We start from the raw sequence: 23,622 nt of genomic DNA, 5'->3' as shown, positions 1-23,622 counted from the left end.
TAACCACAGACAATATCAATATCCTTTCTCTGTGATTTCAGATTACAGATATACTTCTCGGTATTTTTAATCAGGTCATCCTTAAACTGCACCTGACCGAATATTTTATCTTCAGACATGCCATAACCTGGTTCAAAAGAGCACAAAGTAAAGTTAGAAGAGTGGACATCCATTCCAATATATATTATCTTATTCATAACGACCTTCATTTAATGTATGTGGTAAATTCATACAATGTATGTAGTAAATTCATACAATGTATGTAGTAAATTCATTCAATGTATGCGGTAAATCCGTTTCTGTTTTATTAACGTCTACAGTTTACACGGTAAATCCACGATTTGCATTCATTCGTGGAGGTCGTTTCATATTGTCTTACGTGATATAGTTGTTTGTGATGTGTATGAGGGAGGATTTATTTTCCGGAAAGAAAATCACCACAAACTGACGTAAAAATCAACGCTAGTTTTTAAAGAACACCTAAACCGACGGATTAAGGTTTTATCCCGTAAAATTAAATGGGAAAGTTGAGATTTTTATTACCTCCTGTTTATAAAATCTAGTCAAAAACAGTCGTTAAGAGACATGCTGTCGGTGGATAAATATTGTAAAAAATTTAACAAAAACGATTCATTTTGATCTATTATTTATGATGTAACTTTGAAACAAATCACGATGTTTATTGTCTATAGATGATAGAGAATGGTTAATTTATGTTTTAAAGTGTAATATACCATTTCGGTCTGGGGCTTTTGATATAGAAGGCCAACAGGTGGTTGAAGATAAAGAATTTTAATGAAGGGATATTGTAAAATGACGCTGAATCCGAATTCTATGATGTTAGTTCCTAGCAGTAACATCGATGGTTATATTCGTGCAGTAAATGCTATTCCTTTACTTACAGCAGAGGAAGAACACGATCTTGCTGCTGATTTTCACTCAAGTGGTAATATAGAATCAGCCAGAAAGCTTGTTCTTGCACATTTAAGATTTGTAGTTAGTATTGCCAGAGGTTATACCGGTTACGGATTGCCACTTGCTGACTTAATTCAGGAAGGAACAGTGGGATTGATGAAAGCTGTGAAGCGTTTTGACGTTTCTCAGGGAGTACGTCTGGCCGCTTTTGCTGTCCACTGGATTAAGGCTGAAATTCATGATTACGTAATTAAAAATTGGCGTCTTGTTAAAGTTGCTACCACAAAGGCTCAGAGAAAGCTGTTTTTCAAGCTGCGTCAGGCTACGAAGAAATCGATAGGTTGGCTGAATATGACCGATACAGCAAAGGTTGCTGACGAGCTGGGGGTAACTGCCAACGATGTAAATGAAATGGAAGTACGTCTTAATTCTAATGATGTCGCTTATGATGGGTATACTACAGACGGTGATGCAGAGGAAGAAAACGTTCCTGCAAATTATCTTGTTGATACATCTTCAGATTTCAGTCTGAATTATGAAACTTCTGATTCAAACCGAGCAATGATGTTGCGCCTGAATGAAGTTTTAGGCAAGCTTGATGACAGGTCTTATCACATTATCAAGAGACGTTGGCTGGACAGTGAAAAGGCTACTTTGAGTGAACTGTCTGAGGAGCTTGGTGTTTCTCTTGAGAGAGTGCGTCAGCTGGAGAAGGCTACGATGGCTAAGATCAAGGTTTCTCTTGAATCAGCTGAATAAGTGAATATTACTACACGATAAATGAGGAACCGGAGTTCTGTTGTGGACTCCGGTTCCTGTTTTATACGGTATGACAATTAATCTTTTTCACTTTTTTCATCATTCAATGCTGAATCAAAATGGCGCAGTAAGGAAACATGAACCTGTGTTGAAATATTTTTGATAAAACGAAGCTGTTTGATTTTAATAGAGTCACCAAGATCCTTGCAGATTAGCTCAAGCTCTTCAGCGTGCTCAGCAGCTGTTTTTTCGTGAAGGAAAAAAGCCAGAAAAACGTCAGCAAAAGTGTTTTCTTCCAGGTTGTAGCATATAGGTTTATCAAGGATTAGCAGGATTGCCGTTTCTTTTGCATCGTCTGGAATGACTGCGTGTGGCATAACAAAACCATTGCCTATGTATGTGCTGCCTAAATCTTCGCGATCATTAAGAAGTTTCAATAGATTGATAGTCGGGATCCCAACCTTTTTACTGGCTGCGGTGGAAATAACTTCAAATGTTTTTTTCTTACTATAACAAAGGACAGGGCTTAACACACTGTCCTTTTCTAGTAATTCACTCAAAAAATGAGACATCTTAAATTATTGGGTAAGTTTTTCTTTATACTTAACCAACTGACGTTCAAGTTTGTCAGCTAAGGCATCAATAGAAGCATACATGGTTTCTTCAATTGATTCTGCAAAGAGATCGTTGCCGGTTACAGTAACCTTAGCTGCAGCCTTGTGAAGCTGCTGATTTTCGATACTAAGGGTAACATGAATTGACTTAACGTAGTCTTCGAGTCTCTTAAGGTGATCCATCTTGCTATTAACATAATCACGAAGAGCATCGGTTACTTCAACGTGATGACCAACGATAGTAATCTGCATAGGCACACTCCTTAATAATAGGATAGATTACATAAAGAATACGAGCCACAATGGAATGACATCTAAGCCACAGCCTATCTCTCTTCTGTGTGTTATGTCAGGTGGCCAGATTAAGTAAAAACAAGTTTTTTCTTCTCTCTACTTAATTTCATTCTATATTCGATTTTTAATATAAGCTAGCAATAAATTATGGAAAAGTGACTAGAAACTATCTTTTGAATAAAGTTTGTAGAAAAAATAAACTAATCCCTTTGGAAATTGTGTAAATTATCAACAGTTAGATGGTTTTTGCATTGTATCTATTTATTGTCTTTTTTCTGAAAAGCTGCATTTTGCCGCAGACTATTATGTCGTGAGACTTTTTATCAGGTAATTTTTTTCTGTACATATCTGTAAATTGATGAATTTAAAGATAGAGCTGGAAGTATTGCAAAGATTTTTAAAAATATTAAATTTAAGAAAAGTTATTTGCCTCATGAGAATAAAAACTATAAAATCAAAACAGGGACAATAAGGTATGGATCATGCATAAAATGCATATTTTGTACATAAGCAATAATTATAATATTTCCAGCCTTTCCCAAAAGATAATCAAAACTAAATCCAATTTGATGTAAATGTTGCATGCTGGTTTTTTCTGTCAAGCAGAAAACAGAAATGAAATAATTAAGTTGTAGTTATTAAACCGTGGAAGCCATGGATTTGTAAAGCTTGTATCAGGTGTTTTATGAAAGCCGGATTAAATTTAAATCAAGTCAATGTTCAGACTCTGACAATGACTCCACAGTTGCAGCAGGCAATAAGATTATTGCAGCTGTCAACCATTGAGCTTCAGCATGAGATTCAGGAAAATTTGGATAAGAATCCTTTTCTTGAAATGGATGAAAGTGACAATGATAACAGCAATATTGCCTCACTGGATGAAATTAGGGAACAGGAATATAGACTGGAAAACAGTAATGATGATATTACCCCGTTCAATAACGATCCAACAGTTTCACTGGATAATGCTCCCTATGCTGAAGGAAGCCGGGACAATGAGTATTCTCCTTTAAAAGGGGATGACAGCAGTGATTCTTCCATTGCCCGTGATGATTCTGATTCAGTATCGGATAACAGCCAGAGTGACGTAGATTTTTGGCAGGAGTCATATAACGCCGGTGTTTCCTCTGGAAGGACGCGTAATACTGACAGTGATGATTTGGAAGACTTTCAGGGGGCAACAGCCTATGGTTTGGCAGAACATCTGAACTGGCAGCTCAATCTAACGCCGATGAATGATATGGATCATCTGATTGCTGAGGCTATTATTGACGGAATCAATGAGTCAGGATACCTTACTGAAAGTCTTGATGATATTCTTTTGGCTGTAAAGCCTGAATTTCCTGAGGTCACAATTGATGATGCAGAAAGAGTGCTCTGTATTGTTCAGCATTTTGATCCGGTGGGAATAGCTTCCCGCAATCTTCAGGAATCTCTGCTTATACAGCTTAATCAGTTCGGTGATGATGATAATGTCGTTCTTGCCAGAAAAATAGTAAGTGATTATCTTGAACTGCTGGGTAGAAAAGATTTCCGTACGCTGGCCAAGAATCTGGAAATCAAGGAAAAGAACAGTTATCTTCTCAAAGAGGCAATAGAGATTATCACAAAACTTGAGCCAAGACCAGGTAACTGTATTCCGCAGGAAAAGAGTGAGTATGTTATTCCTGATGTGTCCGTTCACAAGAAGGATGGAGTTTGGATAGCAGAACTGAATCCTAATTCAATTCCGAAGATCAGGTTGAACGAAACATACTGTCAGTTGTGCAGTAATGTGAAAAACCCCAAGGAAAGTCAGTATATCCGAAATCACATGCAGGAAGCTCATTCTTTCATACAGAGTGTCAACAAGAGAAATGAGACTCTGTACAGGGTGGCTTCGTGTATTGTCTTGCATCAGCAGGATTTCTTTGAGCGCGGTGAACAGTTTATGAAACCTCTGGTTCTTAATGATATAGCTGTCGAAACCAATCTTCATGAATCCACCATATCCAGAGTTACAACTGAAAAATACATACACACTCCCAGAGGAACATTTGAGCTCAAGTACTTTTTCAGCAGTCACGTAAACTCCACTGACAGGTGTGATGAAATTTCCTCAACAGCAATAAGAGCCAAGATTAAAAAGCTTATCAGTGAGGAAAATCAGAAAAAACCTTTATCTGACAGTCAGCTGTCAAAAATTCTTGAGGAAGATGGAATACAGGTAGCTCGAAGAACAGTTGCCAAGTATAGGGAATCTCTTAATATCCCTCCATCAAGTCAGAGAAAGACTATGTAAAAATGCAAAACAGCCGGAACAGGCTGTTTTCATGGATTTGATATTAAAGAATCGACCTATATTGAAAAGTCATTACCCAGATAAACTTTTTTAACAAGTTCGTTGTTAAGAATTTCTTCAGGTTTACCGTAGGCAATCATATTTCCCTGATTTACAATATAGGCTCGTTCACATACGTCCAAAGTTTCACGAACATTGTGGTCTGTGATAAGAACACCGATTCCACGACCGCGCAACTGTTCAATGATCCCCTTAATTTCACCTACACTGATGGGGTCAACACCTGCGAAAGGTTCGTCCAGTAAAATGAACTGAGGATCCGAGGCCAGGGCTCTGGCGATTTCCACTCGTCTGCGTTCACCACCGGAAAGGCTCATGCCTGTATTGTTGGCAATGTGCTCTATTCTGAATTCCTGAAGCAGATGTTCCATTCTTGCGTATCTGTCGTTTTTGGTACGGATTTTTTTGTTAAGTTCCAGTGCACCCATCAGATTTTCACGAACTGTCAGACGACGCCATATGGATGCTTCCTGAGGAAGATAACCCAGACCGTAACTTGCTCGCTGATCCATCGGTTTGTGAGTAATTTCCTGATCGTCAATAAATACATGACCGTTATCAGCTTTGATAATTCCGACAATCATGTAGAATGATGTGGTTTTTCCGGCTCCGTTTGGACCTAAAAGACCGACGATTTCCCCGTTCTTTATACTGAGGGAAACGTCATTAACTACAACCCTAGACTTAAATTGCTTGAAGAGATGTTCTGCTCTTAGTGTACTCATTTAAATTACTCTTTATTACTTTTTTTCTGCTTTGTTTTCATCTATCTGAGCTTTTAATTCTTCAGGAATGAATACAGTGGTCACACGATTTCCCTTTTTACCGGATGAATCATCTGATGAAGCTTCTATTCTTTCTTTAGCGATATTGTATGTAATGGTATCGCTGGTAATTTTGGATGATCCCTGTTCTATTGATGCTTTCTGTTTAAGTTCAACTGTTTGTCTTTCAGGATAGTAGGCAATTGTAGTACTTTTAGCAGTGACAGGCTTGCCGTTATCCAGAATTTGTGAAAAGACGGCAGGTTTACCAAAAGCGGTAGCACTCTTTATCTGGCCTTTTTCATTACGTATGATTTCAACTTTATCTGCAGTGATGCGGATAGTCCCCTGTTTAATTTCAACATCATCCATAAAAGTTATTTTGTTTGAGCCCAGATCAGCTATCTGTCTGCCTGAATCGATGCTAATGGTTTCCTTGAAATCATTCTGTTTTGCTTCGGCTATATTAATAATACCTGCAATACAGAAAGACAGACAGGCAAAGGTGAATTTATTTATTTTGAGTAAATCCGCTATATGTTGCATGGCAATCCTCTGATAATTCAAAGTATTTTGAGGCTAACTGGCCTTTAAATTTTTTACCGTGATTAGTAAACTGGTTTCCGATAATGTCCACCTGCTCAGGTGTTCTTACCTCATCTGTACCAAGATCAATTTCCAGGTATGAAGTTCGTATTTCCCTGATGATGCTTTCTGTTCCAGTGGTACTGGCAACCACGTTTCCTCTGAGAAATATGGTATCTGCTGATCCTGTCATTGATCCTGTTTCCGCTTCAATTTTCCAGAAACTGTCATTGTTTGTTCTCAGTTTACCCAGATCCTTGTTTTTTTTATCAAGGGCAGGAGAGTAGATTATTGTAGGACTGGTAAAATTAGTCTGATCCAGTCCCTGAAAGTATTCAGCTTCCTCTGCCTGAATTTTTCCGTAAAGCATACCATCGGAATTGTACTGGCTGGTGGAAACATGGCGGGCAAAGAATACGGGCTGTGTTTCCAGTAATTTATCTCTCTCTGTCTGTTCCTGAACACTTACCCAGTTATAAAAGTAGTATGAACAGATGAGCAGTATGAAAAGAGGTAAAATCCTCAACAGGCGCTGTAACATATCAAATACTTGCTCCTACACTGTCAAGTCTGCCACGTGCCGTTAATATAAGATCGCATACCTCTCTTACTGCTCCGTTACCACCATCCAGATGACAGATGTAGTCTGAAACAGATTTAACAATCGGATGAGCGTCTCTTGGACAGAATGACATGCCACAGTGGTTAAATACGGTTATGTCTATCACATCATCACCTATGTATGCAATTTCATCGGCTGATACCCCAGATTCGTTAATTATCTGCATCAGGGCTGCTACTTTATCAGTGATTCCCTGATAAACGTATCTTGCCTTAAGTGACTTCATTCTGATGTTTACAATTTCAGATTCGCGCCCTGTAATCACACCGAAACCGACGCCAAGCTTCTGTATGGCAACAATACCGAAACCATCTTTGGTGTTGAAATTTTTTATTTCTTCACCGGAATTTGAAATATATATTTTTCCGTCAGATAACACACCGTCAACATCACTGAGTAAAATTTTAATATTTCTGATTCGCTCCAATAATGATTCAGATACAGTGCCGTATGGAGTTAAGCTTGTAAGTGACATTGTAAACTTCCCTTATCAAACCGCAGGAGAAAGGATTGGTATCTCCTTTCCGTAAACGAAACATTTTGAGAATACTGAACTGAATATCCTCATTGCACCATTTTACCAAAAACTGTAAAAAGATTGGAAATTAACTGAGTATTGCATGATACTCAGTTAATTAATTTGAATATTAGACAGTTTTGTTTCCGGTTATATCCTTAAGGTCGTTCAATATTTTTTCCAAAACGACATCTGGGTTTTTATACCATTCGCAACTCCATATGCGAATGACTTTCCATCCCAGACCTTTCAGTACGGATGGCTGTCCGCAACACTTATCGGCAATGGCGTATTCAGAAGAGAAGCCATAGCCGTCACTCATAATGCATGCAATATATCTGTTGCTGTCTGAAGGATCTTTGATTGCAAGATCAATTTTGAAGTTTGAGGTACCCAGACTGGTGGTGCTGTCATATCCGTGTTCTTTAAGTCGGGAAGCGAGAACTTCAATCAGTCTGTCATTCTTACATGCATGCATATTCTGTTGATTAGGAAGATACTTGTATCCTTTTTTTGCATAGGTAAGGAATGATTTAAGTCCTCTTACTCCTTCAGAAGAAAGATTTGTAAGGTGCATTAAATCAGGATCCAGAGAGGAGAATACCACCATCTCCTTCTTGGCTCTGGTGATGGCTACGTTAAGTCGTCTTTCTCCGCCAGCTCTGTTAAGCGGACCGAAATTCATGGTAATTCTTCCACTGCTGTCTTTACCGAAACCTATGGAAAATACAATGATGTCTCTTTCATCACCCTGAACGTTTTCCAGATTTTTAATAAAAATTGGTTCAGGCAGCTGGAGAGCCCTGTTTTCAAGCTCCGGCTTTTCTCTGTAGAGTTTTTCCAGATCATCTTCAAGCTGAGCCTGCTGCCTGCTGTTAAAGGTAAGCAGACCGATAGAGGTGTTGAGATTCTTATCATCACTGAGGAAATTGGCCAGATATTCAATGGTTTTTTTGCTTTCTTCCTTGTTTCTGCCGGACCCTCCGCGATCGTATAAACCGTTAACTTCAACATAGGTGATTTTTGACATCTGATCATCAGGTGAAGGGAATGTGCACAGCTTGTTTTCATAATACATGATGTTGCTGAACGCTATTAAGCTTTCATGAGAGCTGCGGTAGTGCCAGTTAAGTGTCGTAACAGGCATACCAAGAGCCATGCAGTCATCAAGAACGCTTTCCAGATCTTCAAGTTCATCAGGTATGTCTGTCTGTTTTGCCGAGAAGAAATCTGTCGGAGGCATCTGTTTAGGATCTCCTACAACAATCAGCTGTCTGCCTCTGGCAATGGCTCCTACAGCCTCTGATGTAGGGAGCTGTGAGGCTTCATCAAAAATAATGAGGTCAAACTGATATTTTTCAGGTGAAAGGTACTGGGCAACTGATAAAGGACTCATCAGCATGCATGGACACATTTCAGGAAGGAGATTATTTATATTGTCAAAAATGGAACGAATACTGAGTTTGCGACCGTGATTTTTAATGGCTCTGTTAAGGAAGGTTTTCTCTTCCGATAAATTTTCATTATTATCTGCATTTTTTCTATAGTGTTCCATTGCTGTCAGAAGCGAGTTCTTACAGCCTTCTCTGAATTTAGAGGTGTTTTCATTAAGCTGAGTCATCTTGTCTGAGAACAGAATTCCTTTGAATCCAGCCAAAGTAGAATCGTGGTTCAGGTAGTAGTTGCATATTGTTTTTGCAAGTACCAGATCAGCATAATGGTCACCCACGGTTGACTTTATTCTGCCATGTCGTATATCTTCGGATAGCTGAGTAAATCCGTTATCGGCTATTTTTTCAAGACGAATGTTCAGATCAATCCATTCTCTGAGGTTTGCTTTATTTTCAATCATTGCAAGAGCACATCTGCCGATATTTTCAGTTTCAACAGGATAATCATGGGCTGATACCTTGAAATAATCGAAAACATTATGCAGGTTTTCTGTAAATGCTGTTAAGGATGTAAGGATTTCTGAAAGCTGGAGATTTAAATATTCAATACTGTTTTCCGATTTTTTCAGATAAGTATTTATATTGTCAGTTATCCGGCATCCGTTAAGTTCATTTTCAAGCTGTTTCAGGCCTTCAGTTACTTTTATGGTATTTTCCGTACATGTTTCTGCTTTTTCAGGAGCGGTGCTGAACATTTTGGCGAGTTTAGGGCAGGCGTTGTTAAGAGAAGTCACCTGTGTACCTATGCTTTTTTCAAGCTGACTGAATTCCTCAGCTTTTTCCGCCAGTTCCTTGAAATTATCTGATGTAACCTTTACATCAGCTCCGAGTGTTTTCTGCAGTGTGGATATACTGTTTTTGTGAGAGAAAAATCTTGAAATGAAGAATTTCTGTTCATCAAGTTCCCACTCTTTGAGGAGACTGTGAATATCTACGGACAGAACATCCCTCGCATTTTTACCGAGATCGGAAGCCAGCTGTTTCTGCTTTTTTAAACATTTAACCGTTTCTGAAACCTGAGAGGATATTTCACTTACAGATTCAGAAGTTAGAATTTCTCTGCTGATATCAGGAGTACAAAGCAAATGACTGATTTGTTCTATAACTGATACCTGTCGGAAAACATCCATGCCGTCGTGTCGGATACCAAGTATATTTTCAGAAGCTTCCAAAGAAGAAAGGGCTTTTGTTTCATCCTGTTTGAATTTATCAGCAGAAAGGTTAAGTTCAGATTCTGGGATTACGGAAAGACGGGACAGGTGCAGAGGATTTTCTGCAAAATTGTCACCGCTCTGACTCAGAAGAGCCAGTTCTCTGAGAGACATATTGACCTGCTGAACATTTTCTGCCGTAGTGTTTCTGAGAAATTCCTCGCCTATGTTCAGAGGAGATACATCCTGAGCCTTGGCGGAAATGCACATGGCATCATAGACGCTCAGGTTCGCACACTTTTTTTCGTGAAGTGATGATATCTCATTCTGTATTTCATTTCTCTGATTGTTAAGTGTTTTGCAAAGCAGGGAAAAATCGTTCAGATTTTCCTTAGGCATCTGAGGAAGACCTTCGCTCAGTCTGTTAAGAACCACGCTTTTTCTCTGAGTATTGGAATGCAGTTCCAGACAGTACGGAGCCAGTCCGAGCTTTGATAAACGTCGGTAAACAACACTTAATGCTGCCATTTTTTCAGCAACAAACAGAACTTTTTTCTTCTTTGCCAGAGCATCGGCTATTATGTTGGTAATAGTTTGTGATTTACCTGTTCCAGGAGGTCCCTGTAACACAAAACTTCGACCTGAGGAGGCCTGCCATAAGGCGTCAAGCTGGCTTGTGTCAGCCATTATTGGCTGGCACAGCTGACCAAACGAGAAGCGTTCGTCGATCGGTTTTTCAATATCTTTAGGGGCGGTGAATTTTTCCCCGGCAACGGTACCATTGCACAGAGCGTTGAACAGGTCGTTCTTTTTGAAAAATTCTTCGTTTGCAACCAGATCCTGCCACATAACGAATTTTCTGAAAGAAAAGTTACCGATGCCTGCTCTTTCTTCTATATCCCATCTGTGCATCTGCATAATGGCTTTTCTGAAAATCGCCAGAATCTTTTTAACATCCACTCCGTTATCATCCTTTGGAAGAGGATCCAGTGAAGGAATTTCAATTTCGAAAGTCTGCCTGAGCATTTCCAGCAAGGTATGATTGATGATGGTTTCTTCCTCTCTGCCGGTAAGTTCAAATGGAGAACGGCTGTTTTTTCTGCTTATATCCACAGGAATCATCAGGATAGGAGCGTATTTAGGTGATGACGAAGTATCAGATTCGTACCACTTTAGCAGTCCCATGGTTAAAAAGAACGAATTGGCCCCGTTCTCCTCCATTGATGTCTGGGATTCCCTGTAAAGTTTCTGCAGTTCTTTGTTCAGAGTAATTTCGTCAGAGACAGGAATGTGCAGATTTCCGCTCTTCTCATCTTCTTTGACCAGCTGACTCAATGTGTCAGTCAGTGTACGGTTATTCTGTTCGTACTCTTTAATCATTGATTCGGACAGGGTATTTAAGGTGAATTTCTCATTACAGAATATTCTGTCCTCGAAGTCAGCCAGAGAACTGATAAGGATCTGACATGCACCTTTTTCAAAACGCAGATTTAAAAGCCTGTTACGCAGACTCAGATCCAGCAGTTTGTTTTTCCAAATCTGCAGATGGGTTAGTTTATCACGGTTGTTTTCACTGATGCGTATTTCCAAAGGATCAAGATTCTGAGGTCTGATAACTGATTCAAACGTGCTGTCTTGAATAAGTTCAATGGAACCATTCTCTTTTTTTACCTGCTGAGGCAGAGGTTTGATTCCGTTTAATCTGCAGCGGAATATATCAAGAGCCATGTAAAAATCTTTAATTTTTAAGGTCTTGTCTGCAGCGGAGACCGCTTCATCAAATGTTGAGGTTCCGTTGAGACAGGTGCTCTCAGCAAGAATGATGTCGTGAATTTTGTCTGCCGAGTGCTTGAGGATTGTTTCACGATCCTCAATCGAAGTACTTGGATATGGCTCTCCGTTGGTCCACACGCCTACATAAGCGTGATCTTTAAACAGTATAAGCAGAGGATGAAGACCTACATTTTCCAGCATGGAGGCAAGCAGACAGCTTAAATCCAGACAGTTACCGGCTTTTTCCTGAAGAATACTTTCGCAGCTTCGTATTCTCTGGCCGTTTTTTATGTGGGATGATGCGGGAGCAACCTGATATCTTATCTGCTGTTCCTGAACAGCCTGATAGATAGCTGAAAACTGCTGATTGATATAATTGATATTGTTGCTCTGATAAGCATCGAAAGATAAATCAGGATTGATTTCCTTAAGCTTTTTATTCGCACTTGTTAGCAGACCTGTTAACGCGGGAGAATTTGGGGTAACAAACGATGCAAGCATTTCGTATTTGCTGTTGTTCCAGAAATCACGAGCCTGTATTTCAATATTTCTGGAATATTTTGCAAGTTCGTGTCCGCTCTGATCTTTCAGTACAATAGATATCACGTCTTTGAAACTGTCGGTATATGAGGCGAGTACAAGCGGTTTGAAAACAACCTTGGGATTTTCCAGAATATAGCTGTCCCCTGCATCTATTTCAGTAATATGTTCAGTAAACGTTTCAGAAATTCCGGAATCAAAACTGATTTCCAGAGATGGTGACATAAGATGCGTATCAGTGGTAACAATAATGGTGTTGAAAAAATTTTCGTTATTGTGAAATGAAACATAATTAAGAGTTTCATTTATGTCTGCAGAAATTTCAACTCTTGGTTTTCTGATCTGATTTTCGCTCATCGTTGAGTTGTATTCATTACTCATACATTAGCCCCATGATTTACAATATTAAGCAGCGTTCTGAATATAGTGATGATGTGTTTATATGTTCTGGAGATTGGAGAACGTGCGGATTAGCCGACTTTTTCAAAATTTTATTCTAATATAAGGATGTTTGTACATTTTTTTTACTGTTTTATGACAGATAGGGGATAAAACATTGATTTATACAGGAAACAGTACTGTTTCTAGGGCCGGTGTCTGCATGTCTTATGTAAGATAGTTTTATCGTCAGCAACAAAAGGACAAAACATTTGGAGATATTTTTTGCAAATTCAGACAGTCACAAATAATCATGCAACTATTTGATAAAAATTTTGACTAATAAACAGAATCTACAGTAAAGTAAACAGATGTGCAGGTCGCATTAATTTATGAATGTGTTTACGGGAATAGGAAATTTGAAAAAGTAAAGATTTGCCAGCCTCCCTCAACCTGTTTTTTCAAAAGTAATACTGGAAATATATGAATAATCTAGTAGAAATAAAAGATATGTCGTTTTCATACGGTCAGAGAACTATTTATGAAAATGTAAATCTTAAAATCCCAAAAGGAAAAATAACTGCGTTTATGGGACCGAGCGGTACCGGTAAAACGACTATGCTTAGACTTATCGGGGGGCAGATAACCCCGGATAAAGGTTCCATAATGTTTGACGGTATAGACGTTCATAAGCTTAACCGATCAGACCTCTATAAGCTTCGTAAAAGAATGAGCATGCTTTTCCAGAGCGGTGCTCTCTTTACAGATCTTAATGTTTATGACAATGTTGCATATCCTATACGGGAGCATACGAAACTTCCTGAAGAAATAATAAGAGACATGGTTCTTATGAAGCTGGAAGCAGTCGGATTGCGCGGGGCCAGTAATCTGATGCCTCATGAATTGTCCGGTGGTATGGCAAGAAGAGCCGCTCTTGCCCGCTCCATAGCACTTGATCCGGAGCTTATAATGTATGATGAGCCCTTTACCGGACAGGATCCGATCACTATGGCTGTCCTGTTGAGACTTATCCAGACACTGAACAGAACTTTAGGACTGACCTCTATAGTAGTTACCCATGATGTATCAGAAATCCTGACAATTGCTGATTATGCATATATTCTGGCCGGTACCAAGGTTGTTGCCGGAGGTACTCCTGAAGAACTTAAAAAGTCAAAGGATCCTCGTGTAAAGCAGTTTATAAACGGCGAGTATGATGGGCCCGTTCCGTTTAACTATCCTACAGAAGTTGATTATCTAGAGGATTTGTAATGTTTCTATTGAATCTGATTTTAAAATTGGGAAACTGGGGGCAGCGAAGGATTTCTGCCATAGGTAGGGCTACCATAATGCTGTTCTACTCTTTGGTAGGTAAACCTCAGTTCCGTAAGAATTTCCCTCAGCTTATCCGACAGATTTATATCGAAGGTGTCCAGTCCATCAGTATCATAGTTGTTTCAGGACTGTTTATCGGAATGGTTCTGGGATTGCAGGGATTCCATGTTCTTGTGGATTTTATGGCTGAAGGTGCACTGGGACAGATGGTTGCACTTTCAATTATCAGAGAACTGGGACCTGTAGTGGCTGCATTACTGTTTGCAGGTCGAGCCGGCTCGGCTCTAACGGCAGAAATCGGTTTGAAAAAGGCGACAGAACAGCTGTCCTCCATGGAAATGATGGCAGTGGATCCTTTGAGACGAGTCATTGCACCTCGTTTCTGGGCAGGGGTAATTTCGCTCCCTCTGCTTACAGTGATTTTCACCCTGGTAGGTATATATGGCGGAAAGCTTGTAGGTGTAGACTGGCTGGGTGTTGATGACGGTATATTCTGGAGCGGTATGCAGAGTTCCATTGATTTCTGGAACGATCTGATGATGTGTGCCGTGAAAAGTATTGTTTTTGCAGTGACCGTAATTTGGATTTCCCTGTTTAACGGTTACGATTTGGTTCCTACTTCAGTGGGTATAAGCAAGGCCACCACAAATACTGTGGTTCAGTCGTCATTGGCTGTTTTAGGTCTTGACTTTGTATTAACTGCCGTAATGTTTTAAGGAATAGAAAGTGAAATTTAGTAAAATTGAATTTGCAGTAGGATGCTTTATAGTAGCTGCTATATTTTGTGGTGTTATGCTGGCACTCAAGGTTGCCGGTCTGTCCTTTGATTTCAAAGACGATTCTTACAGGGTATACGGTTATTTTGACAATGTCGGCTCATTAAAATTACGAGCCCCCGTGAAGATTGGCGGTGTGGTTATAGGCAGAGTTTCAGAAATTCATGTCGATCCTGAAAAACTTGTTCCCGTCGTGGAAATGGAAATACAGCAGAAATACAATACCCTTTCAAGCGAGAGTAAGGCTTCCATTCTTACAGCGGGGCTGATAGGTGAGCAGTATATAGGTATAACTCCGGGATTCTATGATGAAGATATGGGAACTACTTACCTGCAGGATGGAGACAGAATCAATGATACTGGTTCAGCCATTGTTCTTGAGGATCTGATTGGTAAATTCCTTTATTCCGTCAATAAGTCTGACAGTTCATCATCTGAGTCAGGTGGAGTAGCCCAGGCTGCTGAAGCGTCAAACGAACAGTAGAATTTAGGTGCCTGTTTGAATATCTGACTGCTTGGTTACTTTGGTTTCTGAGCAGTTAATTATTTAAAAAAAGAAATTTTTGAATTATCTGAGTTTTTTTTAATCTAAAAGAATGTGATCGGAAAAGATCTACATAAATTATAAATCGCTGGCATGCTTTGTATGAGATGCCTCGCATAAAGAGGGAATTAAATGCTGAAAAGATTTTTTAAGGCCGCACTGGCTGTCATATTTGTATGTTTTTCTTTAAATTCATTTGCGTCAGAGCCGGTGGATTCAAGTGATCCGTATAAGTTAATAAAAGCACTTGCGGACAATACGTTTGCATCCATCAAGGCCAACAAAGACAAGCTCAATGACAGCAATGTATCAAGAGGTATTATCAGAACCGAACTTCTTCCGTACATTGATAATAAATATGCATCTCTTAAGGTTATTAATCAGAATTTAAAGCAGACCAATGAGGAACAGCGTGCCAGATTTGTTGAGGCTTTTACTGATTATATTATTGCAACATATGCTGACGCGTTAAAAAAGTATACCACTCAGACTGTGGAGGTTCAGAAACCTAACAAGATTGATGACAATGATGGTTTTATATCTGTAAAAGTTTTTGTAAAAGAAGAAGGGGCTCCTGATTTGGAAGTGATTTTCAAATTACGTAAGAACAAGAAGACAGGTCAGTGGAAGATTTATGATATGGTTGCTGAAGGCATAAGTCTGTTAAGCGCCAAGCAGTCTGAATTAAGCGGCCTCATCAGGGATAAAGGTATTGATGCGGTAAGTAAGCAGCTTAATGAACACGTTGCAGCAACTGCAAGTAAGTAGGAAAAATAAATGAAAATAGAGGGTTCACTAGATTTCAACAGTGTTGAAAAACTATGGAAAGACAGGAAAACACTGTTTTCAGACAGTGTGGCCGATCTTAGCTCTGTTGATAAGATTGATTCTGCTGGCATTTCATTTTTGGTTCTATGGGCCAAGGAACATGAAAACAGACTGAGAATTATTAAACCGCCGAAGGAGGCAATAAACCTTATAAAACTGTTCAAGCTTAATGATTTGTTTTCTGTTGAAACAGATTGATGAAGATTTGAATTGTTTATCGCAGTGAGACCATGGGATTAACCATGGTCTTATTTTTTAGAAACAGCAGATATCAAGGGAGCGAGTATCCTGCCGCAGTATAGAGGCTGTACCATTCTTCTCTGGTGAGTGTAATATTGGGAGCCTGTAGAAAATCATCCAGATGTTCCGGGTTTGTGGTTCCTGAAATGACCTGAACATTCTTATCTATTCTGAGATTCCATGCGGCGGCTATGGCGGTTTTGGATACGTTGTTGCGTTGTGCTATTTCCCAAAGCTTTGTATTAAGCTGCCCGTAGTTCGGATTGTCTATGAAGGAACCGTTAAAAGTTCCAAACTGTAACGGACTCCAGGTCTGTATTGTAATGTTATGAAGTCTGCAGTAATCAAGTATTCCCATAGCTCTGCTAAGCCCGTTCTGTGAATATGTGTTTGTTTCCAGTCCTTCTGAAATCATCGGGGCAAAAGCAAGACTCAGCTGCATCTGGTTAAATGATATCTTGTGTGATGTATGTTTCTGGAGGTATTCAATCTGAACAGGATTGAAATTTGAAACCCCGAAAGTTCGGACTTTGCCGCTGTCGTAGAGTTTGTCAAAAGCTGAGGATATTTCTTCCGGTTCCCACAGAGCATCCGGGCGGTGAATAAGAAAAACATCAAGATAGTCACATCCGAGACGGCTCAGAATATCGTCAACAGACTTCAGAATGTATGATTGAGAGTTGTCATAGCATACTCCTGGTCTTATACCGCATTTAGATTGAATGATGAGATTATTTCTCTGAATATTGCGTGATTTAAGCCATGTTCCAAAAGTACGTTCGCAATCTCCATTGCCGTAAATATCGGCATGATCGAACCAGATGACTCCTTTGCCATAGGCATGATCCAAAAAGTTCATGGCTTCATCATGTCCTTTACCTGTCAGTCGCATCATGCCTGAAATAATTCTGTGGTTGTTTTTTTCCTGCTGAATCTTATTCAGTATATTCATATATGCTCTTCCCCAACACAAGATTAAAATGCTAATCATTATGTCATACATTAAATGAGAAATATCATTTCAGTTTGTGAAAATTGGAATTACATTTAGAAATTAAAGAATAAAGTGATATTGAAAGTTGTTCAAGTATGGTAGAACCAGCATGTTTAAAAAAATAAGTCGGTCCATTCAAAATCATAGGATCGTATTAATTTGTAATAAACAAGTTGTTACGAACAACGTTTATTGTTGAGTTTTGTACTAAACATTTGTAAAATTTTGACGGTTTGTTATTTGATTGTTGATACCTTGTAATGGTCACTGATTATGCATAAATTTAAGATTGAAGGTGGAAAGGCTCTTATCGGAGATGTCGTTATTTCAGGGGCTAAGAATGCGGCTTTACCTATTATTCTTGCCACAATTCTTACTGATGAGCCGGTTGTTTTACACAATGTTCCTAACTTAAGGGATGTTAAGACCTCTTTTAAATTACTGGAAATTTCCGGAAAGACAGTAAAACAGCTTGATGAAAGCAGTTATGAGATAACCGGTACCGTAACAAATTCACAGGCTCCGTATGAACTTGTTAAAACCATGCGTGCTTCAATTTTAACTTTGGGACCTCTTGCTGCTAAAACTGGTACTGCAGATGTGTCACTTCCCGGTGGCTGTGCCATTGGGGCAAGACCTGTTAACCTCCATATTCATGGTCTTGAACAGATGGGCGCAAATGTTGAAATCGAATCAGGTTATATCAAGGCTCGCGTAAATAACAGGCTTGTAGGCACTCACATTTACATGGATATGGTATCTGTAACCGGTACGGAAAACCTTGTGTCGGCTGCAACACTGGCTTATGGTGAAACCAGATTGCAGAATGCCGCAAGAGAGCCTGAAGTTGTTGATCTTGTTAATTTCCTTAAAACTCTAGGCGCTGATATCAGTGGGGAAGGAACTAATGATATCACTGTAAGAGGCGTGGATAAATTGCATGGCGGTGAATATACAGTTCAGCCTGACAGAATTGAAACTGGTACTTTTCTTGTGGCTGCTGCTGTGAGTGGAGGCTGCATAACATGCCACAAGACCGATCCAAAGAACATGACGGCGGTTATTTCAAAACTAGAAGAAGCCGGTGCATTGGTTGAGTGTGGTGATGACTATATCAAGCTTGATATGAGAAACAGAGAGCTTAGGCCTGTGAATATTACTACAGCTCCGTATCCTGCGTTTCCTACGGATATGCAGGCTCAGTTCACATTGCTGAATGCTATTGCCAAGGGGACCGGTGTAGTGACGGAAACGATTTTTGAAAACAGATTTATGCATGTTCCAGAGCTTAATCGTATGGGAGCTAATATTGAACTCCAGGGAAACAGTGCAATCTGCCGCGACTGTAACGGACTTAGCGGAGCTCAGGTAATGGCTACAGATCTTCGTGCCAGTGCGTCATTGGTTATTGCTGGATTTATAGCCAAGGGAACCACCATTGTAGACAGAATTTACCATATGGATCGCGGATACGAAAAAATAGAAGAAAAGTTCCGTGCCCTCGGCGGATGCATAGAACGGATTCCTGAATAGGCTGTATAGGTCGCTTCATCATTTGTAATATAAGGAGTTTATGATATGTCTTTTAATTTGAAAGCCTATAATACCTTTGGTTTGGATGTGGAAGCGACATACGGATTCGTTATCAATGATTTTGTCATGTTTGACATGGCTTTTAAAAAAATTAAGGAATCCGGATTGCCATTTATTGTGCTGGGTGAGGGATCCGATGTCCTTTTTACCGATGATTTTAACGGAGTTGTTCTGATAAACAGATTGCTCGGTTACGAATTCAGTGAAGATGCCAACTATCATTTCGTGAAGATTCAGGCGGGTGAAAGGTTTGATAATGTTATCCGAACCTGTATTAAGCGCGGGATTTACGGATTGGAAAATCTTGCTTTTATTCCAGGCACTGCCGGTGCTGCCCCTGTTCAGAACATTGGCGCATACGGTGCGTCATTTTCAGATTTCTGCCGTTATGTTGAAGTACTGGACTTAAATAACAATAAGCTTGCCAGGATTAAGGCTTCAGATTGCGAATTCGGCTATAGAACCAGTATTTTTAAAAAAAAGGAAAATATCGGAAGATATATTATTACGGCTGTGGAATTAAAGATTCCAAAAGAATGGAAACCTAATTTGAATTATGCCTCACTGGCAGAACTGCAGGGGACAACGGCTGAGCAGATTTATGAACATGTGGTTAATGTCCGTAAATCAAAACTTCCGGATCCTAAAGTAATAGGTAATGCCGGAAGCTTCTTTAAAAATCCGACTGTGAACATTAGCACTTATGAAGAACTCAAGGCTGAGTATGATACTGTTCCCGGGTATTTTACTGAAGGTGATGATAATGTAAAACTTGCAGCTGGATGGCTGATTGAAAAAGCCGGCTGCAAGGGATTGAGACTAGGCAATGCAGGAACGTACGATAAGCAGTCGCTTATTGTTGTAAATCATGGTGAGGCGACTCCGGATGAAGTGGTCAATGTTGCAAGATTCGTTAGATCTGAAGTACATAAAAAATTCGGCATTAAGCTTGTTCCTGAAGTGAGAATTTTTGGGAGAAACGGTGAATGCGTTTTATAGGAAGCTTTGGTGCTACTATGTTTACGTCTGACGAATACAAAATTTTAAAAATCCTGTCAGACAGAAAATTTCACAGCGGTGTGGAAATTGGTGATGCGATAGGGAAAACCAGAACATCAGTAATGAACCACATTAAAAATCTTACAGAAAACGGTCTCCGTTTTAATAAGGTTGTAGGTAGGGGGTATCAATTGCAGTATATTCCCTTGTTTTACAACAAAACCATTTTACAAAAAAGACCTAATCTTGAATATTTTGATTCCATAGAATCTACGAATTCATATCTAATAGGAAAAAGTAATTTCGCAGAAGGTTCAGTTGTGGTTTCCGGTTATCAGACCGGTGGAAAAGGCAGACGCGGACGTAAATTCATATCAAGATTCGGCGATCAGATAATGTTCAGCTATGCATGTAATTTCGATGATGTCACTGAGATTGGCGGGTTGAGTATCGTTGCCGGTGTTTCCGTAGTTAATGCTTTAAGAGAGTTGGGGCAGAAAAACGTAGGTCTTAAGTGGCCAAATGATGTGTATATAGATGGAAAAAAAGCCGGAGGTATTCTGGTTGAATCCACCTGTAGTACTGATTCTGTACGTGTGGTGATAGGTATAGGATTGAACACGACCAGGGACTTTTTGTTCACTCTTGATGCCTTGGCGGCCAATAGGTATATGGACTGTGTGGGGGTTGCCGGAAATGACAGTGATTCGCGTTCGCTTTTTTTACTGAGACTTTGTTCGTATATTGATGCAGACCTGCAGGAATACCGCAAACATGGTTTAAGTTCGTTTGTAAGACTTTTTAACGAGTTTGATGTTTACAGGGGAAGGGAAGTTGTTGTCGTAACTGATAAGAATTTAACATATGGCATCAACATGGGAATAACCTCATCAGGAGCACTGTTGCTCAGCACAGAGAACGGGGAAGAAAAGGAGATTTTGGTTGGTGATGTAAGCCTCCGTCTTCCCGAGAATCTGGATACCGGCATAAAAGGCAGATTGTAAGTATTTGTCCTTTACAAGTTTAAGGAAGTTTTCTTATGATGCTGGTAACTGAATGGTTTCTTGCTTTGTTTACAATGAGATCCGCATGAATCATGGATGGCTGGATGTACTGAATAAAATTTTTGTAATTTATATTCTTCCATAAGGAGTGCATGAGATTATTCAGTTCATCCTGAGTCATGTGAATCATTTTTTTGAAAGCTGACTCTTCGGGATTTGTTTTTGCATCTTCAATTAAAGACATAAATCGGTTTTTGTACCAGTAAAACAAATCATTTTCTGAAGCTTCGATAAATAGTGAAATGTCGAGAAAATCTCTTACGTTGGCTGTTACAGGGGAATTCTCAGGGATGAAACTGTCTGAAAGAACATTGATTCCCTCTAGCATTAGTATGTTACAGTCTGTTAAAAACTGAGGAGAGTCAGATATATCGTAAAGTTTATGTGAGTACAGCGGGTAAGCAATATTGTTTTTTCCGTGTTTGAAATCTTCAATAAACTGGATAAGTTTCGGATAGTCATATGAGACGGGAAAACCTTTCTGCGAAAGAAGATTCCTTTCCTTAAGAATCCTTGTCGGATAAATAAAATTGTCTGTTGAAACTACCTGCTTGTTTAATTGCGGGTAACGTCTGTTAAGCGATAATAACAGTAAATCCGAAAAAGTTGATTTACCTACGGAAACACTGCCAGAAATACCTATTATGATTTTGGGATTAGGTTCAGTTAATGCGGAATTGTTCTTTCGTAGCAGACTGTCTATTACGGCATCCGCAACAGGTTCGATGCCATAACAATTTATCAGCATGTTCTTGGTTAATATTATTTCTTCTGACTCAGGAGATGAATACAGAGTTTCATAATTATGTTTTGACTTATTCATGACAGTTACCTAAGGTATTAACAACTCAATAAACCTAGGTATTCTATAATAAACAGAATGTAAAAATAATAAAAGTTGTAAAAGATATTTATGACAGCAGATTTTTGGAAATATTGATTAAATATTGTGCGTAAATACGATGTAACAGCCAAAAATTTGAGAAAAATGTAAAATATTAACAAATAGGTGTTGCATGAGTTAATCTTTTCATGTAATATTCGCACCCACAGGGTAACTTTAAAGGTTATTTCCTGTAAAACCTGACTGGAGGGGTTCCCGAGCGGTCAAAGGGAGCAGACTGTAAATCTGCCGACTCTGTCTTCGAAGGTTCGAATCCTTCCCCCTCCACCATTCATGGTTTGTATACGATTAGGGCGGGCATCGTATAATGGTTCTTACCCAAGCCTTCCAAGCTTGTGATGCGGGTTCGATTCCCGCTGCCCGCTCCATGTTTTGTTTATTTAATAATTTTCACATCGTCTGAAACTGTGGCGTTTCATGCCTACAGTGATCACTTTATTAGAGGAACTAGGTATGTCAAAGGAAAAGTTTGAACGTACAAAGACTAACGTGAACGTAGGTACAATCGGTCACGTAGACCATGGTAAGACTACTTTAACTGCAGCTATCACTACTGTATTAGCAAAGACCTACGGTGGTGAAGCAAGAGCATTCGACCAGATCGATAACGCTCCAGAAGAAAAGAGCCGTGGTATCACCATTAACACTTCACACGTTGAATACTCAACTGAAAACCGTCACTATGCACACGTAGACTGCCCAGGTCACGCTGACTATGTAAAGAACATGATCACCGGTGCTGCACAGATGGATGGTGCTATTCTCGTAGTAGCTGCAACTGATGGTCCTATGCCACAGACTCGTGAACACATTCTGTTAGCACGTCAGGTAGGTGTACCATATATCGTAGTATTCTTAAACAAGTGCGATATGGTAGACGATGAAGAATTATTAGACTTAGTTGAAATGGAAGTACGTGATTTATTATCTGAATACGACTTCCCAGGTGATGACACCCCAATCATCCGTGGTTCTGCATTAGGTGCATTAAACGGTGAAGCTAAGTGGGAAGAAAAGGTTATCGAATTAGCTAAGACTCTCGATACCTACATTCCTGACCCAGTACGTGATATCGATCACCCATTCTTATTACCAATCGAAGACGTATTCTCAATTTCAGGTCGTGGTACCGTAGTAACCGGCCGTGTTGAACGTGGTATCATTCACGTAGGCGACGAAATTGAAATCGTTGGTATCCGTGATACTGCAAAGACCACCTGTACCGGTGTAGAAATGTTCCGTAAGTTACTCGACGAAGGTCGTGCTGGTGATAACGTAGGTATCTTATTACGTGGTACCAAGAGAGAAGAAGTTGAACGTGGTCAGGTAGTTGCAAAGCCAGGTTCAATCACTCCACACACCAAGTTTGAATCAGAAGTATACGTATTAACCAAGGATGAAGGTGGTCGTCACACTCCATTCGTTAAGGGTTACCGTCCACAGTTCTATTTCAGAACTACCGATATCACCGGTACTATTGAATTAGAAGGTGGTGCAGAAATGGTTATGCCTGGTGATAACGTTAAGATGATCGTTACCTTAATTCACCCAATCGCTATGGAACAGGGTTTACGCTTCGCAATTCGTGAAGGTGGCCGTACTGTAGGCGCTGGTGTTGTTGCTAAGGTTATCGAATAATCT

Annotated in this window: 21 protein-coding genes and 2 tRNA genes; 13 read left to right on the top strand and 10 right to left on the bottom strand. The window is 39.6% G+C overall.

Translation table 11 applies throughout. The features are described from left to right. On the bottom strand, positions 1 to 197 hold a 197-nt coding region (locus tag T489_RS14940), incomplete at its 3' end, for a hypothetical protein (protein WP_198020452.1). A 637-nt stretch (positions 198 to 834) separates the two neighbouring features. On the opposite strand from T489_RS14940, the gene rpoH reads away from it, so the two are divergent. After that, positions 835 to 1,674 (top strand): RNA polymerase sigma factor RpoH, encoded by an 840-nt coding sequence (gene rpoH, locus T489_RS0109010; protein ID WP_198020451.1) that lies wholly within the window; start codon positions 835 to 837, stop codon positions 1,672 to 1,674. A 77-nt stretch (positions 1,675 to 1,751) separates the two neighbouring features. On the opposite strand, the gene T489_RS0109005 is transcribed toward rpoH, so the two are convergent. Together T489_RS0109005 and hpf are read right to left on the bottom strand one after the other, a co-directional pair. After that, complete coding sequence (locus tag T489_RS0109005) at positions 1,752 to 2,234, bottom strand: PTS sugar transporter subunit IIA (RefSeq protein ID WP_198020450.1); 483 nt, start codon at positions 2,232 to 2,234, stop codon at positions 1,752 to 1,754. Between the two features lie 18 nt (positions 2,235 to 2,252). After that, positions 2,253 to 2,540 carry a ribosome hibernation-promoting factor, HPF/YfiA family gene (gene hpf, locus T489_RS0109000; RefSeq protein WP_031579720.1) on the bottom strand — a complete coding sequence of 96 codons (288 nt, stop codon included), beginning with the start codon at positions 2,538 to 2,540 and terminating at the stop codon, positions 2,253 to 2,255. Between the two features lie 727 nt (positions 2,541 to 3,267). On the opposite strand from hpf, the gene T489_RS0108990 reads away from it, so the two are divergent. Continuing rightward, on the top strand, positions 3,268 to 4,863 hold the full coding sequence (locus T489_RS0108990) for an RNA polymerase factor sigma-54 (RefSeq protein ID WP_031579719.1): 1,596 nt from the start codon (positions 3,268 to 3,270) through the stop codon (positions 4,861 to 4,863). A gap of 56 nt (positions 4,864 to 4,919) precedes the next feature. On the opposite strand, the gene lptB is transcribed toward T489_RS0108990, so the two are convergent. The 5 genes from lptB to T489_RS0108965 all read right to left on the bottom strand — a co-directional run bounded on the left by lptB (position 4,920) and on the right by T489_RS0108965 (position 12,707). After that, positions 4,920 to 5,648: an LPS export ABC transporter ATP-binding protein gene (lptB, locus tag T489_RS0108985; protein WP_031579718.1), complete on the bottom strand. Its 729-nt coding sequence runs from the start codon at positions 5,646 to 5,648 to the stop codon at positions 4,920 to 4,922. Between the two features lie 15 nt (positions 5,649 to 5,663). Continuing rightward, entirely contained in the window at positions 5,664 to 6,233 is a 570-nt protein-coding gene (lptA, locus tag T489_RS0108980) for a lipopolysaccharide transport periplasmic protein LptA (protein WP_031579717.1), read from the bottom strand. Beyond that, the gene (lptC, locus tag T489_RS0108975) at positions 6,199 to 6,813 is read right to left on the bottom strand and encodes an LPS export ABC transporter periplasmic protein LptC (RefSeq protein ID WP_031579716.1); all 615 of its coding nucleotides are present in this window, start codon (positions 6,811 to 6,813) and stop codon (positions 6,199 to 6,201) included. The genes lptA and lptC overlap by 35 nt, the downstream gene beginning before the upstream one ends. Position 6,814: 1 nt before the next feature. After that, positions 6,815 to 7,369 (bottom strand): 3-deoxy-manno-octulosonate-8-phosphatase KdsC, encoded by a 555-nt coding sequence (gene kdsC, locus T489_RS0108970; protein WP_031579715.1) that lies wholly within the window; start codon positions 7,367 to 7,369, stop codon positions 6,815 to 6,817. Positions 7,370 to 7,541: 172 nt separating this feature from the next. After that, entirely contained in the window at positions 7,542 to 12,707 is a 5,166-nt protein-coding gene (locus tag T489_RS0108965) for a DUF4011 domain-containing protein (protein WP_031579714.1), read from the bottom strand. 480 nt (positions 12,708 to 13,187) lie between these two features. Here T489_RS0108965 and T489_RS0108960 point away from each other — a divergent pair, with 480 nt between their 5' ends. The 5 genes from T489_RS0108960 (at position 13,188) to T489_RS0108940 (ending at position 16,385) form a co-directional block, all read left to right on the top strand. Further along, positions 13,188 to 13,976, top strand: coding sequence for an ATP-binding cassette domain-containing protein (locus T489_RS0108960; RefSeq protein WP_031579712.1), 789 nt, complete (start codon positions 13,188 to 13,190; stop codon positions 13,974 to 13,976). Beyond that, positions 13,976 to 14,755 carry a lipid asymmetry maintenance ABC transporter permease subunit MlaE gene (gene mlaE, locus T489_RS0108955; RefSeq protein ID WP_031579711.1) on the top strand — a complete coding sequence of 260 codons (780 nt, stop codon included), beginning with the start codon at positions 13,976 to 13,978 and terminating at the stop codon, positions 14,753 to 14,755. Before T489_RS0108960 ends, mlaE begins: the two co-directional genes overlap by 1 nt. 10 nt (positions 14,756 to 14,765) lie before the next feature. Further along, complete coding sequence (gene mlaD / locus T489_RS0108950) at positions 14,766 to 15,299, top strand: outer membrane lipid asymmetry maintenance protein MlaD (protein ID WP_051621947.1); 534 nt, start codon at positions 14,766 to 14,768, stop codon at positions 15,297 to 15,299. 192 nt (positions 15,300 to 15,491) lie between these two features. Continuing rightward, on the top strand, positions 15,492 to 16,127 hold the full coding sequence (locus tag T489_RS0108945; protein WP_031579709.1) for an MlaC/ttg2D family ABC transporter substrate-binding protein: 636 nt from the start codon (positions 15,492 to 15,494) through the stop codon (positions 16,125 to 16,127). Positions 16,128 to 16,136: 9 nt separating this feature from the next. Further along, positions 16,137 to 16,385: an STAS domain-containing protein gene (locus tag T489_RS0108940; RefSeq protein ID WP_031579708.1), complete on the top strand. Its 249-nt coding sequence runs from the start codon at positions 16,137 to 16,139 to the stop codon at positions 16,383 to 16,385. A 73-nt stretch (positions 16,386 to 16,458) separates the two neighbouring features. Here T489_RS0108940 and T489_RS0108935 read toward each other — a convergent pair whose 3' ends face one another. After that, positions 16,459 to 17,379: an aldo/keto reductase gene (locus T489_RS0108935; protein ID WP_031579707.1), complete on the bottom strand. Its 921-nt coding sequence runs from the start codon at positions 17,377 to 17,379 to the stop codon at positions 16,459 to 16,461. Positions 17,380 to 17,694: 315 nt separating this feature from the next. On the opposite strand from T489_RS0108935, the gene murA reads away from it, so the two are divergent. From murA to T489_RS0108920, 3 genes are read left to right on the top strand one after another with little or no spacing between them, the layout of a single operon-like run. After that, positions 17,695 to 18,954: a UDP-N-acetylglucosamine 1-carboxyvinyltransferase gene (gene murA / locus T489_RS0108930; RefSeq protein ID WP_031579706.1), complete on the top strand. Its 1,260-nt coding sequence runs from the start codon at positions 17,695 to 17,697 to the stop codon at positions 18,952 to 18,954. Between the two features lie 45 nt (positions 18,955 to 18,999). Further along, a complete protein-coding gene (murB, locus tag T489_RS0108925) occupies positions 19,000 to 20,013 on the top strand; it encodes a UDP-N-acetylmuramate dehydrogenase (protein ID WP_037319421.1) in 1,014 nt (337 codons plus the stop codon). Then, on the top strand, positions 20,001 to 21,017 hold the full coding sequence (locus T489_RS0108920; RefSeq protein WP_031579704.1) for a biotin--[acetyl-CoA-carboxylase] ligase: 1,017 nt from the start codon (positions 20,001 to 20,003) through the stop codon (positions 21,015 to 21,017). The genes murB and T489_RS0108920 overlap by 13 nt, the downstream gene beginning before the upstream one ends. A gap of 19 nt (positions 21,018 to 21,036) precedes the next feature. Here the strand turns inward: T489_RS0108920 and T489_RS0108915 are convergent, their stop codons facing one another. Further along, on the bottom strand, positions 21,037 to 21,900 hold the full coding sequence (locus T489_RS0108915; protein WP_051621945.1) for a type I pantothenate kinase: 864 nt from the start codon (positions 21,898 to 21,900) through the stop codon (positions 21,037 to 21,039). 266 nt (positions 21,901 to 22,166) lie between these two features. On the opposite strand from T489_RS0108915, the gene T489_RS0108910 reads away from it, so the two are divergent. The 3 genes from T489_RS0108910 to tuf all read left to right on the top strand — a co-directional run bounded on the left by T489_RS0108910 (position 22,167) and on the right by tuf (position 23,619). Beyond that, positions 22,167 to 22,251, top strand: a tRNA-Tyr gene (locus T489_RS0108910). Between the two features lie 23 nt (positions 22,252 to 22,274). Beyond that, positions 22,275 to 22,349 (top strand) — tRNA-Gly (locus tag T489_RS0108905). An 85-nt stretch (positions 22,350 to 22,434) separates the two neighbouring features. Further along, a complete protein-coding gene (tuf, locus tag T489_RS0108900) occupies positions 22,435 to 23,619 on the top strand; it encodes an elongation factor Tu (RefSeq protein ID WP_031579702.1) in 1,185 nt (394 codons plus the stop codon). Positions 23,620 to 23,622 lie beyond the last annotated feature (3 nt).

The organism is Ruminobacter sp. RM87, from assembly GCF_000701925.1.
Taxonomy (GTDB): Bacteria; Pseudomonadota; Gammaproteobacteria; order Enterobacterales; family Succinivibrionaceae; genus Ruminobacter; species Ruminobacter amylophilus.
Note: the sequence above shows the minus strand (reverse complement) of the source record. Positions and strands in the feature narration are given on the sequence as shown.